Source organism: Rahnella inusitata (assembly GCF_003263515.1).
Classification (GTDB): domain Bacteria; phylum Pseudomonadota; class Gammaproteobacteria; order Enterobacterales; family Enterobacteriaceae; genus Rahnella; species Rahnella inusitata.
Map to the genome: position 1 here is coordinate 154,022 of NZ_JYDE01000007.1, position 15,849 is coordinate 169,870.

At 54.2% G+C, this 15,849-nt stretch carries 12 protein-coding genes; 1 reads left to right on the forward strand and 11 read right to left on the reverse strand.

What is annotated here, in order from left to right; genetic code table 11:
• Window positions 1-77 precede the first annotated feature (77 nt).
• The 8 genes from TU92_RS04970 to mdtD form a co-directional block, all read right to left on the reverse strand.
• The gene (locus TU92_RS04970; RefSeq protein WP_112164882.1) at window positions 78-1,091 is read right to left on the reverse strand and encodes a Zn-dependent oxidoreductase; all 1,014 of its coding nucleotides are present in this window, start codon (window positions 1,089-1,091) and stop codon (window positions 78-80) included.
• An 11-nt stretch (window positions 1,092-1,102) separates the two neighbouring features.
• Window positions 1,103-2,317 (reverse strand): starvation-sensing protein RspA, encoded by a 1,215-nt coding sequence (rspA, locus tag TU92_RS04975; protein WP_112164883.1) that lies wholly within the window; start codon window positions 2,315-2,317, stop codon window positions 1,103-1,105.
• Between the two features lie 336 nt (window positions 2,318-2,653).
• Window positions 2,654-3,541 (reverse strand): lipid kinase YegS, encoded by an 888-nt coding sequence (yegS, locus tag TU92_RS04980; RefSeq protein ID WP_112164885.1) that lies wholly within the window; start codon window positions 3,539-3,541, stop codon window positions 2,654-2,656.
• 372 nt (window positions 3,542-3,913) lie between these two features.
• Complete coding sequence (gene trhP, locus TU92_RS04985; protein ID WP_112164888.1) at window positions 3,914-5,299, reverse strand: prephenate-dependent tRNA uridine(34) hydroxylase TrhP; 1,386 nt, start codon at window positions 5,297-5,299, stop codon at window positions 3,914-3,916.
• A gap of 185 nt (window positions 5,300-5,484) precedes the next feature.
• Window positions 5,485-5,832, reverse strand: coding sequence for a YegP family protein (locus TU92_RS04990; RefSeq protein ID WP_112164890.1), 348 nt, complete (start codon window positions 5,830-5,832; stop codon window positions 5,485-5,487).
• A gap of 167 nt (window positions 5,833-5,999) precedes the next feature.
• Window positions 6,000-6,719 carry an envelope stress response regulator BaeR gene (baeR, locus tag TU92_RS04995; RefSeq protein WP_112164892.1) on the reverse strand — a complete coding sequence of 240 codons (720 nt, stop codon included), beginning with the start codon at window positions 6,717-6,719 and terminating at the stop codon, window positions 6,000-6,002.
• On the reverse strand, window positions 6,719-8,104 hold the full coding sequence (baeS, locus tag TU92_RS05000; RefSeq protein WP_112164894.1) for an envelope stress sensor histidine kinase BaeS: 1,386 nt from the start codon (window positions 8,102-8,104) through the stop codon (window positions 6,719-6,721). The genes baeR and baeS overlap by 1 nt, the downstream gene beginning before the upstream one ends.
• The gene (gene mdtD, locus TU92_RS05005) at window positions 8,101-9,573 is read right to left on the reverse strand and encodes a multidrug transporter subunit MdtD (protein ID WP_112164896.1); all 1,473 of its coding nucleotides are present in this window, start codon (window positions 9,571-9,573) and stop codon (window positions 8,101-8,103) included. The genes baeS and mdtD overlap by 4 nt, the downstream gene beginning before the upstream one ends.
• Window positions 9,574-9,842: 269 nt before the next feature.
• Here mdtD and TU92_RS05010 point away from each other — a divergent pair, with 269 nt between their 5' ends.
• Window positions 9,843-10,799 carry an aldo/keto reductase gene (locus TU92_RS05010; protein ID WP_112164898.1) on the forward strand — a complete coding sequence of 319 codons (957 nt, stop codon included), beginning with the start codon at window positions 9,843-9,845 and terminating at the stop codon, window positions 10,797-10,799.
• 80 nt (window positions 10,800-10,879) lie between these two features.
• On the opposite strand, the gene yegD is transcribed toward TU92_RS05010, so the two are convergent.
• The 3 genes from yegD to tal all read right to left on the reverse strand — a co-directional run bounded on the left by yegD (window position 10,880) and on the right by tal (window position 15,465).
• Window positions 10,880-12,232: a molecular chaperone gene (yegD, locus tag TU92_RS05015; RefSeq protein ID WP_112164900.1), complete on the reverse strand. Its 1,353-nt coding sequence runs from the start codon at window positions 12,230-12,232 to the stop codon at window positions 10,880-10,882.
• A 222-nt stretch (window positions 12,233-12,454) separates the two neighbouring features.
• A complete protein-coding gene (gene tkt, locus TU92_RS05020) occupies window positions 12,455-14,449 on the reverse strand; it encodes a transketolase (protein WP_112164902.1) in 1,995 nt (664 codons plus the stop codon).
• A gap of 62 nt (window positions 14,450-14,511) precedes the next feature.
• On the reverse strand, window positions 14,512-15,465 hold the full coding sequence (gene tal, locus TU92_RS05025) for a transaldolase (protein ID WP_112164904.1): 954 nt from the start codon (window positions 15,463-15,465) through the stop codon (window positions 14,512-14,514).
• Between the last annotated feature and the right edge of the window lie 384 nt (window positions 15,466-15,849).

Below are 15,849 nucleotides of genomic sequence, written 5' to 3' on the forward strand. Positions count from 1 at the left end.
TTGAATCTCAGGTACTCAGTGGCAGGAAGGATGGCGGGCATCCTTCCTGAATTTCCAAAGCTTATAAATTTTAATTATCAGAACGTCAGTAACACTTTGCAGCAAGCACGCTGCTCCTTTTCAAACAGCGTCAGAGCAGCTTCCACGTCGCTGGCGGGCATCCAGTGCGTCACCAGTTTTTCCGGCGTAATTTTTCCTTGTTCCATCCATTCAATCACCTGCGGGAAACGGTGGCTGTTCAGGCGCGATGAGAACAACGAGATTTCTTTACTGGTAATACTTTGTTGCGTGAAGGTACTGGGCTCGCCGGAGAAACCCATCATCCCGATGCGTGCTGCCGGTGATGCCAGCAAAATGGCTTCCTGCAAAATTGCCGGATGGCAGGCAGCATCGACAATCAGCGTAGGACGTACATTTTCTGCGGCCAGTACGTCGGTCACGCTGCGTTCAGTATTATTGATGATCCAGTCTGCCCCACTTTGCTGTGCCATCTGTAACCGTTCTTCTATGCGGTCGGCGACAATCACTTTCTCCACACCGTAAACGCCTTTCAGCACCTGAATCACCGTCAGCCCCATCGGGCCAGCGCCGTAAACCAGTGCGGTGTCCTGCGGGGTCGGTTTGAGGAAGGCGGTAATGTTCGCCGCAATGGTAAAAGGTTCGACCATACTGGCGAGTTTGTCAGGGATCGCGTCGGGCACGACATAGGCATTTTTAGCCGGAGCGCAGGCGTAATCGCTAAAGCCGCCGTCACGATGCACGCCGATCACCTGCAATTCGGCACAGACATTGGGCCGACCAATGGAGCAGGGATAACAATGTCCGCAGCTGACCACCGGATCGATCACCACGCGCTCGCCGATGCGTGATGCTTCGACGCCTTCTCCGACGCTGTCGATATGGCCGAAGAATTCATGGCCTATCACGCGCGGATATTTCGCAAACGGATTGTGGCCGTGATAAATATGCACATCCGAGCCGCAGATCCCTGCGTAACTGACCCGAACTCGTACCTCACCGGCGGCAGGTACCGGCAAGGCACGTTGCTCGATCACCAGTTTTCCCGGTTCTTGTATAACCACGCTGTTCATTATTCGCTCCCTTACCAGTTCCACAGAGTACCGTCTTCCAGACGGGCCACCGGCAAATACGCCGGTTCATACGGATATTTCGCTGCCAATTTTTCGTCGAACTCGATGCCCAGCCCCGGTTTTTCGCCCGGATGCATATAGCCGTTATCAAACGTCCAGTTATGCGGGAACACTTCCAGCATCTGCTCGGAATATCCCATATATTCCTGCACGCCAAAGTTTGGCACCCACAGATCGAAGTGCAGGGCAGCGGCCATGCACACTGGCGAAAGATCTGACGGGCCGTGTGAACCGGTGCGAACCTGATACAAAGAGGCGAAATCAGCGATCCGGCGCATACCGGTAATGCCGCCCGCGTGGGTGATAGTGGTACGGATATAGTCGATCAACTGTTCTTCGATGAGCTGTTTGCAATCCCAGATGCTGTTGAAGACTTCACCGACGGCAATCGGGGTCACGGTGTGCTGGCGGATCAAACGGAAGCATTCCTGATTCTCGGCTGGCGTAGGATCTTCCATCCAGAACAGTCGATAGTCTTCGATGCTCTTACCAAAGCGTGCCGCTTCGATAGGCGTCAGGCGGTGATGCATATCGTGAAGAAGATGTTCGTCAAAACCGAATTTATTACGTACGGCTTCAAACAGCTTTGGGGTGAAATCGAGGTATTTTTCCGTCGACCACAGTTGCTCCTCCGGCCAGTTTCCCTTGGTTGCCGGTTCGTAGGCCAGGCCTTTACCTTTCGACATCCCGTAAGTGGTTTTCATGCCCGGAACGCCGCACTGCGCGCGGATCGCCTTGAAGCCAAGCTCTTTGTGTTTGGCGTAATCATCCAGCACTTCGTCTACCGAATGACCGGTGGTGTGACAGTAAACCATCACGCCGGTACGGGATGCGCCGCCAAGCAACTGGTATAGCGGCATATTGGCGGCTTTGGCTTTGATATCCCACAGCGCCGTGTCCACCGCTGAAATCGCTGACATAGTGACCGGCCCGCGACGCCAGTAAGCCCCTTTGTAGAAAAACTGCCAGATGTCTTCGATCTGGTGCGCATCGCGCCCGATAAGCTGCGGGCAAACGTGGTCTTTCAGGTATGACGCGACCGGCAGCTCCCGACCATTGAGCGTGGCGTCACCGATACCAGTAAGGCCACTGTCGGTGGTGATTTTCAACGTAACAAAGTTGCGCCCCGGACAAGTAACAAAGACTTCAGCATTCACGATTTTCATCGGTTACGACCTTCTGCAGTAAAGTTGGATGCATTTCCTTTGGCTATAAATACGCCAGATGACAACTACCATACAAGTATGTTTCTTGATTTTTGCCGGAGAGGATCACACTTTGTTGCGCGAAAGTTATCTGAAGAGAAGGGAATAATGGCGAAGGTAAACACAGGCCATGCGGTCAGATGAGCGGGATACGAACCTCAGAATAACCCATAAAAAAACCTCCGGTTGGCAGGCTGAATGCGGATCAGTCACGTTTGCCTGTTATTCGATGAGCCGCCAGCAACTTCCAAAATGAAAAGGCCCGCAGGGTTGCGGGCTGTCTGAACTGGCAGAAATTTACCCCAGCAGTTCACAATGCGGCGGCAGGCGGCACTGAATGATGTTGGCCAGCACTTCGATGCGAAACTGCTTACCGGTCAGCGGTTCGCCGTCGAGGTTGAAGGTCATATCATGCGGCGCAGTAATTTCCAGCCAGGGGAGATGAGCGGAGACGATATTTTTATTTTCTTCATTATTGATCAGGCTGCGCAGGAATGAGGGCAGCAGCTCTTCGGAGGTCAGCAGACGCAATTGCAGCAGGCCGTCGTTGATCAGCGCTTCCGGGCAGATTTGCTGGCCGCCACCGGCCTGACGACCGTTGCCGATGCCAATGACCAGCGCGTCGCCTTCCCAGCTGAAATCCGGACCTTTGATTTCACAGCGGTCGGCTTTCAGCGTATCAAGACGTAACAGCCCGTGGATAAAATACGAGACGCCGCCGAGTGCCGCTTTCAGCTTTTCCGGCGTTTCGGTGGTGATACGCGTACCAAATCCGCCGGTCGCCATATTGATGAAGTAGTGCTTATCATTCACCCTGGCAAGATCGATGGCTTCCGCCCGGCCTTTTATCGCCAGCAGCAACGCCTGTTCGGGGGCCAGCGGAATATTACAGGCGGTCGCAAAATCATTCGCCGTACCCAGCGGGACGATACCCAGAACCGGGCGCGGTTCTTCAAGCTGTGCCAATGCTCCGGCGATTTCATTGATGGTGCCATCGCCGCCACCGGCAATAACGGTGTCACAACCCAGCGCCACGGCTTCTGCGACATAACGTGCGGCATCGCCGTATTCCCAGGTGACACGGACTGTCAGCTCCACACCTTCTTTTCGCTGCGCACCGACGGCCACGCGCAGCTCCTCATTGCCTGCGCCTTTTCCATTCAAAATCAGCAATGCTGTGGTCATGTATGCTCCTTTTCTCTATACATAACTACCATAAATGAAAATGCTCATACTTGGCTATCAGATAAATGATTGAAAAAAACTCCGCATGAATAAAATAATTGAACTTAAATATATTCGATAAAGCTATTATTTTTTTGGAATACATTATTTTTATTAATCGACTAAAAGAAAAGAATAATTATTTTGACGAAGGGGATGTTTAAATGGATTGATTACCAAAAGAAAAGCCAGCTCAAGGGAGATTGAGCCGGCCAAGGAGGTGGTTCCTAGTGTAGTCCGTTGCTTTATTTTGCATTCGAAGTAAATTGCGAATGCATATTATCCAGCTAAGAAAGAAATAGATGTGATCCGTTTCTTATTTTCAGCAAAAGCCTATTTTGCGTGTGGATTGCGCGTGTCTGTTTCTTGCAGATTGCGCAACAAAATGGCGAACTCGAGGCTGATGTCGTCCGGCAGGGCGGCGTAAACAATGTGGCCGTTGCCTGGCGCGACGTCGGTCGGCTGGCCTTTCTTATTACGCAGCGCTTCAAGGCGGAACTGAATATTGCCCTGCGGCGTCATCATTTCTACGCTGTCGCCGACGCTGAATTTATTTTTCACGTCGATCTCAGCCCAGCCATCCACGCGATTACCGGTGAATTCGCCGACAAACTGCTGACGGTCGCTGACTGAGAATCCATACTCGTACGTCTGCTGCGCATCGTGCGTATGGCGGCGCAGGAAACCTTCGGTATAACCGCGATGCGCCAGGCCTTCCAGCGTGGTCAGTAATGTTGGATCGAAAGGTTTACCGGCAACGGCGTCGTCGATGGCGCGACGATACACCTGCGCCGTGCGCGCGCAGTAGTAGAAGGATTTGGTGCGGCCTTCGATTTTCAGCGAATGAACGCCCATTTTGGTCAGGCTCTCGACGTGCTGAATAGCGCGTAAATCTTTGGAATTCATGATGTAGGTGCCGTGTTCATCTTCGAACGCACTCATGTATTCACCCGGACGCAGCGCTTCTTCCAGCATGTACACTTTGTCCGTCGGCTGACCGATGCCCAGAGTGGGTTGCACGGCCTCGACCTGCTGTACCGGTATCGGCTCATGCTGATGCACGATGCTGCCGATATCGTTCTCTTTACCTTCCTGAACTTTGTATTCCCAGCGGCAGGCGTTGGTGCAGGTACCCTGATTCGGGTCACGCTTGTTGATGTAACCGGAAAGCAGGCAGCGGCCGGAATAGGCCATGCACAGCGCACCGTGGACGAAAATTTCCAGTTCCATATCCGGCACCTGCGCGCGGATTTCGGCGATCTCTTCGAGTGACAGCTCGCGCGACAAAATCACGCGCGTCAGCCCCATTTGTTTCCAGAACTTCACCGTCGCCCAGTTCACTGCGTTGGCCTGCACCGACAGATGAATATCCATCTGCGGGAATGCTTCGCGCACCATCATGATAAGCCCTGGGTCGGACATGATCAGCGCGTCCGGCCCCATGTCGATAACCGGTTGCAGATCACGCAGAAAGGTTTTCAGCTTGGCGTTGTGCGGCGCGATATTGACAACCACGTAGAATTTTTTACCCAGGGCATGGGCTTCGTTAATGCCGATTTCCAGATTCTGGTGATTAAATTCGTTATTACGCACGCGCAGGCTGTAACGCGGTTGTCCGGCGTAAACTGCGTCTGCGCCATAGGCGAAGGCATAACGCATATTTTTCAGGGAACCGGCAGGAGAGAGCAGTTCAGGAACAAAGGAATCGGGGGTTAACATAGTCAATCTCAGTCTGATCACAAGTCAGGGCCGTCCCGGATGCGGGGCGACGAAAGGCCAGAATTGTAACGTCTGAGTTGAACAAAAGCAGCCGGTTAGTGTGGGTATTTGGGGTTTTACGGGGTCAGATCAATTTTTGGCTTCTGAGGTTGCCGCAAGGAATGCGACAACCTCAGTAAAAGGGATCAGGCGGGTTGTTGGGTTGAATCGCGGATATCGGCTGTCGCCCCGTTTTTCACTACTGACTGCACGCCTTTCCTCGCCGCGCCTTCGGTGGTGTACATTTCACTGACGCCAATCACCTGATGATTTTTGGCTTTCAGCACAAAATAAAACTGCCCGTCTTTTGAGGGTTTTATCTCGTATTGTTCTTCATATGGCGCGTTGTTTTGCACAGACGTGATGCCATTTTCTGCCGAGGCTTTGCTGGCATACATTTCACTGGTGAGAATAATCTCTCCGTTCCCGGCCTTCAGGTTAAAGTGAAACTGTCCATTCTTCGCTTTTTTCAGATCATAGTGACCAGTCGCCATAAAGGTTATCTCCAGCAAGGGGGGTTATTTTCCACAGCTAAGTGTAGTTAAAGGAGAATCTTTCGCGGCGATAAGAGGAAGTTAAGGCATGAAATGTGAACTGGCCGACAGACTTTCAGCAACTTTACAAAACTGAACTGTCGGCCCGAAAAGAACGGCTATGAGCGTCAGGCGAGATGGCAGGGCTCCGCTTCCCACCGATAACCAACGCCGTAGACCGCGCGGATAAAGGCTTTCTCGCCGTCCAGCGACTCCAGCTTTCGGCGCAGGTTTTTGATATGGCTGTCGATGGTGCGGTCAGTGACCACGCGGTAATCATCGTAGAGATTATTAAGCAGCACTTCACGGGTAAACACATAGCCAGGTTTTACCGACAGGGTTTTCAGCAGGCGGAATTCTGCTGGCGTCAGCTCCAGTTCATGCCCCTGAAACGATGCCTGAAAGCGTGCTTCATCGATATGCAGACCGTGGCTTTTGGTGATGTTTTCATCCGGGCGCACGCAGCGGCGCAGGATAACTTTGACGCGCGCCACCACTTCACGCGGGCTGTACGGTTTGCAGATGTAATCATCCGCCCCGATTTCGAGCCCCAGCAGGCGATCAATCTCTTCGGTTTTTGCCGTTACCATCATGATCGGCACGTCAGAAAACTGGCGGATATCACGACAGATCGACAGGCCGCTGCTGCCCGGCAACATCAGATCCAGCAAGATCATCGCCGGCGGGCTGGCTTTGACCTGAGTAATCACGTCGTGGCCGTCAGGCAGCCACTGGGTGACATAACCCGCCGCGTCGAGGTAATCGATCAGCAACTGAGCGAGTTTCGGCTCATCTTCCACAATCAAAATTTTTAACGGCGCATGGCCGGATGCTACTAAATCGTTCATCAGTTTCTCGGTCCATGTGGAACAGAAAGCGGCAGGACGACCGTGATACGCACGCCGCCTGCGGGAGAGTGGCTGGCGCTTATCTGCCCGCCGTGTGCTTCGACGATATTCTGACAAATCGCCAGACCTAAACCGGAGCCGCCGCTGGCGCGGTTACGCGAGCCTTCGGTGCGATAAAAGCGTTCAAAAATGCGGATCAGCTGTTCATCGCTGATGCCTGGCGCGCTGTCCTGAAACGTGAGTATCAGCAATTTGTCGCGGATTTCGCCCAGAATTTCCAGTCCGCCATTGGGGTCAGTATAGCGCAGGCTGTTTTCCATAAGATTGTTGAAAAGCTGTGACAGACGCTGCGGATCGCCAAACACCTGCGCGCTTTCAGGTAATTTGCTGGTCAGCGTTAACTGCTTGCTGTGGAAACGATCGCGAGAACCGGCTTCCGCCAACTGCACCAGATGCACAACATCGGTATCCACTTTACGGTACGCCAGCGCACCGGCATCGGAAAGGGAAAGCTGGTGCAAATCATCCACCAGCTTGGTGAGGATTGAGACTTCCGACTGCAATGATTCCAGTGAGCCAAGGGTCATTTTGCGCACGCCATCCTGCATCGCTTCCAGTTCACCGCGCAGCACCGCAAGCGGAGTGCGCAGCTCGTGGGAAATATCGGCCATAAACGCCCGCCGCATCTGCTCGTTCTTTTCCAGCGTCATCGCCAGCTGGTTGAAATCCTGCGCCAGCTTCCCCAGCTCATCTTGACTGTCGACTTCCACGCGGGTGCTGAAATCTCCGGCGGCCAGCTGATGGGTGCCGTTAACCAGCCGTTTGACCGGCGCGAGCATACCGCGCGATAACAACCAGGTGACGGCGGCGGCCAGCAGAGCGGTAAAGGCGACAATCATCCAGCTGGTGCGGCTTTGCTGACGCTCGAAGTTGATGTCGGCGTCGCGTGTGAGGCGTTCAGCCGGGGTCGAAATCACCGAACCTATCACTACGCCGTTGACGGTCATCACGCGGCGCGGTCCCTGCAAATCAGGCGGCACCGGCTGATCGTATCCGCCAATCCGGCGATCGTGGCTGTCGAGGATCCAAAATTTTGTGCGCCATCCCTGCGGCGGCATCCGCGGGCTGCTGTTTTGTTCAAAGGAACGCATCAGCTGATAGATCAGACGGTCATTGGTTTCTAAAAACTCCCAGCTGCCGTGTTGTTTGTATTGTTCCTGCAACGTGTCGGCCAGCAACTCCACGCGCTGTTCGTTACTCTGGCGGATGTAATCAATAAAGCCGCGCTCGAAGCTCATCCGCACGCCCCAGTTCATGGTGATTAACACCAGCGCACAGGTGCAGAAGATGGCCATGAACAGTTTGACGGTAATTCCTAGTTTCATGATTTTCTCATTGGATCGGGAGAGCTGGCCGCAGCGCGACGACGGTCAATAAGGGCATTTTTCTGGGCATCAGCCGGCACGCGCGAAAAGACCCAGGCTGGCAGGGCGATAATCACCGCCATCGCCATATAGCAGTACAGAAACGCGGTATGCATCGCGCCGCTGCCGACGTTCACCTGCTGTTGCGCAAACACGCCGATGAGGATACCTGCGACGCTGACGCCCAGACTCATCGACAGCTGCATGATCATCGACAGCAAACTGTTGCCGCTGCTGGCAAGGCGCGGCGGCAAGTCTTTCAGCGTCAGGGTATTCATCGACGAGAAGCGCAGCGAATTCACCATCCCCTGGAAGAACAGCACAATCGGGATCATCCACACAGCGCCATAAATCGCCACCAGCGGGAAGATAAACGTAATCAGCGCCAGCAACAGCGTGGCGGTCACCAGCGCAGAACGGTAGCCGAGCTGATTAACCAGCCGGACCACCACGCGCTTCATTCCCATGCTCCCGAGCACCATCGGGATCATCATCAGCCCGGCGTGAAAGGGGGTGAAGCCCATGCCGAGTTGCAGAAAGACCGGCGTCATAAACGGCAACATACCGCTGCCGATGCGACCCAGAAAACTGCCGGTCAGGCCGATTTTAAAGGTCGGCGTATGAAACAGACGCAGTGAAAACAGGGCAGATAAATTACCGCGCGCGTGCATCCAGTAGATACCGAGCGCGCCAAATCCAACCACCACCAGCAGCAGTAATTCCAGCGGCGTCAGCCCGAGCCCGCGGCTGCCGTCGAGCGCCAGCGTCAGCGTCGCCATACACACTGCCAGCATCACAAAACCGCTGATATCAAAGCGGCGCGTCTGCATTTTGTAATTCGGCATGATCATTAATGTGGCAATACAACCGGCAATGCCGACAGGCAGATTGATCAAAAATATCCAGTGCCAGCTGGCGTACTGCACCAGAAAACCCCCGAGTGCCGGGCCAAGCAGCGGGCCGACCTGACCGGGTAACGTCACCATAGTCATGGCCGCCATATATTCACTGCGCGGCACGATTTTCAGCACCGTCAGCCGCCCGACCGGTACCATCATCGCGCCGCCAATCCCTTGTACCACGCGGGACATCACCAGCTCGCGCAGGCTGTCAGATTGCGCACAGAGCAGTGAACCCAGGGTGAACAGCACGATGGCCGAGAAGAACACCCATTTCACACCGACTTTATCCGCCAGCCAGCCGCTGGCGGGCAGCATCACTGCCACGGTCAGCACATAAGCGACCACCACCGAATGCATGTGCAGAGGATTTTCACCGAGGCTTTGGGCCATCGACGGCAGCGCGGTATTGACGATGGTGGTATCCAGCGCCTGCATAAAAAAGCCAAACGCGACGATCCACAACTGCCAGCGCACAGAAGGCGGCAGCGGCTCGGAGGGCGGTACAGTCTCAGTATTTTCAGATTTCATCGGGTTATCGCATCAGCACAATCATTGTCGCGGCCTGGGGACGGCAACCGTCAGCAGGCCAGACCCACAGTGTAGCCAGAATGCTCCGGCAGAAAATGGAGGAAATAAGGAGAGTCCTTCTCAATCCTCTTAACATTTTTGAAATTACTTATGACAAAAAGGTCGGGCAGTAAGCCACTCATTTTATATCAAAATGCTAAGGTTAACCCTGAATCACAAACCGTTCGCACGCGAAGCAACTTTACACTGACCGTTATAGGGAGAGAGTGATGAGTAAAAGAGAATTAGGCCGTTCAGGTATTCAGGTACCGGTGCTGACTTTTGGTGGCAACGTGTTTGGCTGGACAGTCGATCAGTCCGCCTCTTTCAGCCTGCTCGATGCCTTGCTGGATAATAACCTGAACTTTATCGATACCGCCGACGTCTATTCCCGCTGGGTCGATGGCAATCAGGGCGGCGAATCTGAAACGATCATCGGCAACTGGTTGAAGAAAACCGGTAAGCGCGACCAGATAGTTCTGGCGACCAAAGTCGGTAAACCGATGGGCGAAGGCAAAGTCGGCTTGTCGCCACGCTATATCAAAGAGGCGGTTGAAGCATCGCTCAAGCGCCTGCAAACGGATTATATCGATCTCTATCAGTCCCATGATGACGACGCAGATACACCGCTGGCGGAATCACTGGCCGCGTTCGATGCGTTAATCAAAGAAGGTAAAGTACGGGCCATCGGTGCTTCTAACTACAGCGCACCGCGTCTGGCCGAAGCGCTGAAAGTCAGCAAGGATAACGGGCTGGCGCGTTATGAAACGCTGCAACCGCTGTACAACCTGTATGACCGCAAAGTGTATGAAGAAACGCTGGAAAAGGTCGTCACGGAAAACGGTGTCGGTGTGATCAACTTTTACGGGCTGGCGAGCGGTTTCCTGACCGGGAAATACCGCACCAAAGCGGATGCCAGCAAAAGTAAGCGTGGCGAAAGCGTGATCGAACGTTACCTCGACGATCGTGGTTTGAAAGTGCTTAAAGGGCTGGATCAGGTGGCTGAGAAGCACGGCGTGCAGCCGGGGCAGGTGGCGTTGGCATGGCAGATTGCGCGCCCGAGCATTACCTCTCCGATTGTCAGCGCCACCTCTTTGCAACAGCTCAATGAACTGGCGCAGGCCGCGACGCTCAGGCTGGACGATGCTGATATTCAGACGCTGAACGACGCCAGCGCCTGGAAATAACCTCGTTTGGAAAATAAAAAAACCGCCGTGAGAAATCAGGCGGTTTTTTATTGCGTACTGATGTGCCGGGAATCTTGCGATTAACGGAACAGGGTTTGCGCCCAGCGGGCCAGACCGGCGGTGACTGAGCCGAAATCGTTGCCCCCGACCAGCGGAATGCCCGGCAATTGTGCCTGCAACGCAGCCCGCAACAGAGGAGAGCGCGCACTGCCACCGGTCAGATAAATCACGTCCGGCTTGATGTCACTGCTCGCCAGCGCCAGATTCACCTGTTCCTGAATGCGCTCCAGTGGCTGTGCGATAGCTTCGCTCAGCTGCTGCTGGCTGATAGTTTCTGCCAGTCCCGCCTCGATGAAGTCCATTGCCGCCGTGACGCTTTCGCGTTCGGAGAGCGCAATCTTGCTCTCTTCCGCCGCGCGCACCAGACGATAGCTCAGACGCTGTTGCTGAACTTTCAGCAGGCGTTTGATGAGATCTGGCTGTGCGGCATCGCGGATTAAATCACGCAGCATGCGGCCATTGGCGACGCTGTAAAAATCGATCTGAGCAGGGACATCGTTAGTCGCTACCGCATTCCAGTAAGGCAGTGCAGGAATAGCGATTCCTTTGTGGGTTTCGCTGCCCATGCCGAACTGTGGCGTCAGCTGTTTGAACGCTGTCATGATATCCAGATCGTTCCCGCCCACGCGGCAACCGCTGTGGCCGAGCAGGCTGTTCTGACGCTCTGCCTTATCGCGCCACTGTGGGCCCATCAGCAATACTGAGCAGTCGGTGGTACCACCGCCGATATCCACCACCAGCACGGTTTTCTCGTCCGTCAGCGTCGCTTCAAAATCCAGCCCTGCTGCTACCGGTTCGAACTGGAAAGCGATATCGCGGAAACCGGCGCGTTCTGCGGCGCGTTGCAAAATACCCTGTGCCTGACGGTTGGCATCATCGCCGCCCATGCCCTGGAAGTTGATCGGGCGGCCAATGACGGTCTGCTCAATGGTCTGCTGTAACACGGATTCTGCCTGACGTTTGATGTGATACATCATCGCGCAGACCAGATCTTCGAACAGAGCAATTTGCTGCGGCTTCAGGCCGTTTGCGCCCAGGAAGGATTTCGGTGAGCGGACAAAGTACACCTCTTCCGGATCTTCCATATAGGTGGCGAGTGCCTGCAAACCAAACTGCACGCTGTTGGCGTTAACCGGAATATCTTCCTCGCGGTTAAAGCTTATACTGCGACGCAGCAGCGCCAGATTTTCATCACTGCCCGTTGGCACCTGTCCGTGACGGTTCAGCCATTCGCTGACCGCTTCGCGAGTTGGCGCACAAAGCATGGAGGGTAAATAAGGATCGTTATTTTCTAACGCCAGCAGTTGGGCGTTATTGTCGCGCATCACCGCAACTGAGCAATTCGCTGTACCGTAGTCAAATCCAATAAACATCACTGATCCCCATGCCAAAGAAGGGGCGGGACTTTACCGGAGCGAGGGATTTAGAGCAAGACCAAAGCGAAGGGATTTTAGCCCTTAAAAATGCAAGGTGTTTGCGGTTATACCCCATCCCGGCCCTCTCCCTGGCAGGAGAGGGAGCAGACCCAGCCGATTTTGAATTTGCTCCTCCCCCTGCAAAGAGGGAGGGCGGGAGGGGTATGGCAGGCGACGACGTTATTTCAGCAACGCCTGCGCTTTCGCGACAACGTTATCGACAGTAAAGCCGAACTCTTTGAACAGCTGTTCTGCCGGAGCAGATTCGCCGAAGCTGGTCATGCCGACTACGCCGCCGTTGAGGCCAACGTACTTGTACCAGTAATCCGCAATACCGGCTTCCACTGCCAGTCGCGCCGGAACGTCTTTCGGCAGCACTGATTCACGGTATGCCGTGTCCTGTTTGTCGTAAACGTCAGTCGACGGCATGGAAACAACGCGCACTTTGGTGCCGCCTGCGGCCAGTTTATCGGCTGCTTCGACGGTAATACCCACTTCAGAACCGGTGGCTATCAGAATGACGTCTGGCTTGCCTTCGCAATCTTTCAGCACATAACCGCCACGCGCCACATTAGCCAGCTGCTCCGCTGTACGCGGTTGCTGGGTCAGGTTCTGACGGGAGAAGATCAGTGCGGATGGGCCGTCGTTGCGCTCAATGGCGTATTTCCAGGCGATTGCTGATTCGACCTGATCCGCCGGACGCCACAGGCTCATGTTTGGCGTAACGCGCAGGCTGGCCATTTGCTCGACCGGCTGATGCGTCGGGCCGTCTTCGCCCAGGCCGATGGAGTCATGGGTGTAGACGAACACATTGCGGATCTTCATCAGTGACGCCATACGCACCGCATTACGGGCGTATTCGACGAACATCAGGAACGTAGCCGAATAAGGCAGGAAGCCGCCGTGTAGCGCGATACCGTTGGAGATAGCCGTCATGCCGAATTCGCGCACGCCGTAGTGGATGTAGTTACCGGCTATGTCATCACCCAGCGATTTAGAGCCGGACCACATAGTCAGGTTACTTGGCGCAAGGTCAGCAGAACCGCCGAGGAATTCAGGCAGGATTTTACCGAACTCTTCCAGCGTGTTTTGTGAGGCTTTGCGGCTGGCAATGTTGGCCGGATTAGCCTGTAAACCTTCGATGAATTTCTGCGCGTCGGCTTCCCAGTTTTCCGGCAGCTCACCGCTCACGCGGCGCTTAAATTCTTTCGCCAGATCAGGATAAGCGCTGGCGTAAGCCGCAAACTTATCATCCCAGGCTTTTTCTTTCGCTTTACCCGCTTCTTTGGCATCCCAGGCGGCATAAATATCCTGCGGAATTTCAAAGGCAGGGTAGTTCCAGCCCAGTTCCTTGCGCGTGGCAGCCACTTCATCCACGCCCAGAGCCGCGCCGTGCGCATCGTGCGTACCGTGTTTATTTGGCGAGCCAAAACCGATGACCGTTTTACACAGCAGCAGGGAAGGACGGTCGGTGACTTTGTGCGATTCTTCAATCGCTGCTTTGATGGCGTCAGAGTTCTGCCCATCAACACCGCGGATCACATGCCAGCCATATGCTTCGAAACGTTTGGCAGTGTCATCGGTGAACCAGCCTTCCACGTGGCCGTCGATAGAGATCCCGTTGTCATCATAAAACGCAGTCAGTTTGCCGAGTTTCATGGTGCCAGCTAGCGAACAGGCTTCGTGGGAAATTCCTTCCATCATGCAACCGTCACCCATAAAAGCGTAGGTATGGTGGTTGACGATATCGTGGCCTTCGCGGTTGAACTGCGCAGCCAGCGTGCGTTCGGCGATAGCAAAACCGACGGCGTTGGCAATGCCCTGACCCAGCGGGCCGGTCGTGGTCTCAACGCCCGGCGTATAGCCGTATTCCGGGTGCCCCGGCGTTTTGGAGTGCAGCTGGCGGAAATTCTCCAGCTCTTTCATCGGCAGGTCATAACCGGTGAGATGCAGCAGGCTGTAAATCAGCATCGAACCGTGACCGTTCGACAGCACAAAGCGGTCGCGATCGGCCCAGTTCGGGTTGGTCGGGTTGTGATTCATGTAATCGCGCCACAGAACTTCAGCGATATCCGCCATCCCCATTGGTGCGCCGGGGTGGCCGGAATTCGCTTTCTGCACCGCATCCATGCTTAAGGCACGGATAGCATTCGCTAGTTCTCTACGAGAAGGCATATTTTTCTCCGGTGAATGGCCGCGCCCACAGGCAGCAGCCATTGGAATATCAATGGGTGAAATTACAGTTGAGCAGACAGCACATCTTCGAGTTTCTTCTGATCGACGGCAAACTGGCGGATACCTTCGGCCAGTTTATCAACGGCCATGGCGTCCTGGTGATGTTCCCAGAGGAATTCGGCCTGAGTCAGCGGCACAGGCTGTTTGTTGCCCGGGGCTGATGAGGATTGCAGTTTTCGTTCCACTGGCGCATCGCTGGCTTTCAGCTCTTCAAGCAGGTTAGGTGAGATGGTCAGGCGGTCACAACCGGCCAGCGCCAGGATCTGTTCCACTTTACGGAAGCTCGCTCCCATGATGACGGTCTCATAGCCCTGCGCTTTGTAGTACTTGTAGATCTCACGAACGGATTTCACGCCCGGATCTTTTTCCACGTCATACGTCGCATTTGGCTCTTTGGCTTTGTACCAGTCATAGATTCGGCCAACGAACGGGGAGATCAGATACACACCGGCTTCGGCGCAGGCGCGTGCCTGAGCAAAAGAGAACAGCAGCGTCAGGTTACAGTTAATGCCTTCCTTTTCCAGCTGTTCGGCAGCTTTGATGCCTTCCCAGGTGGAAGCCAGTTTGATCAGAATGCGGGATTTATCGATCCCCTGTTCCTGATACAAGCCAATCAGTTTTCGCGCTTTAGCCAGGCACTTTTCGCTGTCAAATGACATGCGCGCATCGACTTCGGTCGAGATGCGGCCAGGGACGCTTTTCAGAATTTCGACACCAATATTCACCGCCAGCTTGTCCGTGGCGTTGATCACCTGATCCTCTTTGCTGCCGCCTTTTTTACGTGCGTAATCCAGCGCGTCTTTGATGAGGTTTTGATACTGCGGCAGGTCGGCAGCTTTGAGAATTAAGGATGGATTGGTGGTGGCATCCTGCGGTTCGAAATGACGAATGGATTCGATATCACCGCTGTCGGCAACGACAGTCGTTAGCTTTTTGAGGGCGTCTAACTGGTTCATTTCAACATCTCCTTAGGAAGAAAAATGATACGAGAAGAGAAGCGTTCGTCTCTTTTCACAGGGCTACTACCCTGCATCATTCTGTTAACAATTTGAATGCGCTTTCTCTGATTGTTGTAATGGGTAAGAGCAATGAAAAAGCAAAAGCCTACGCAAGGCTGAACTTTCAACCTGTGTTGCGCAAGGGGGAACATTAAGCTTAGTCGAAATTTGCGAGACGTCTTCCGCGAACGAAAAGTAATCAATGTAACGCGCAAGTTTTGGTCGTGCTTCACCCTCTGTCGTGGCAGGTTATCTATACTGTTGTGCGGGAAAACTGAAAGCGTTGGTGAACCAAATGTTGCGGCTTTCCCGGTCTGTACCCCTATAAAAAAATAAGAAACA

Bases quoted from the DNA above. Each gene is read 5' to 3' on its own strand.
- tal (WP_112164904.1), bottom strand. From the start codon at position 15,465: ATGAACCAGTTAGACGCCCTCAAAAAGCTAACGACTGTCGTTGCCGAC.
- tkt (WP_112164902.1), bottom strand. From the start codon at position 14,449: ATGCCTTCTCGTAGAGAACTAGCGAATGCTATCCGTGCCTTAAGCATG.
- mdtD (WP_112164896.1), bottom strand. From the start codon at position 9,573: ATGAAATCTGAAAATACTGAGACTGTACCGCCCTCCGAGCCGCTGCCG.
- yegS (WP_112164885.1), bottom strand. From the start codon at position 3,541: ATGACCACAGCATTGCTGATTTTGAATGGAAAAGGCGCAGGCAATGAG.
- baeR (WP_112164892.1), bottom strand. From the start codon at position 6,719: ATGAACGATTTAGTAGCATCCGGCCATGCGCCGTTAAAAATTTTGATT.
- yegD (WP_112164900.1), bottom strand. From the start codon at position 12,232: ATGTTTATTGGATTTGACTACGGTACAGCGAATTGCTCAGTTGCGGTG.
- TU92_RS04990 (WP_112164890.1), bottom strand. From the start codon at position 5,832: ATGGCGACTGGTCACTATGATCTGAAAAAAGCGAAGAATGGACAGTTT.
- TU92_RS05010 (WP_112164898.1), top strand. From the start codon at position 9,843: ATGAGTAAAAGAGAATTAGGCCGTTCAGGTATTCAGGTACCGGTGCTG.
- TU92_RS04970 (WP_112164882.1), bottom strand. From the start codon at position 1,091: ATGAACAGCGTGGTTATACAAGAACCGGGAAAACTGGTGATCGAGCAA.
- baeS (WP_112164894.1), bottom strand. From the start codon at position 8,104: ATGAAACTAGGAATTACCGTCAAACTGTTCATGGCCATCTTCTGCACC.
- rspA (WP_112164883.1), bottom strand. From the start codon at position 2,317: ATGAAAATCGTGAATGCTGAAGTCTTTGTTACTTGTCCGGGGCGCAAC.
- trhP (WP_112164888.1), bottom strand. From the start codon at position 5,299: ATGTTAACCCCCGATTCCTTTGTTCCTGAACTGCTCTCTCCTGCCGGT.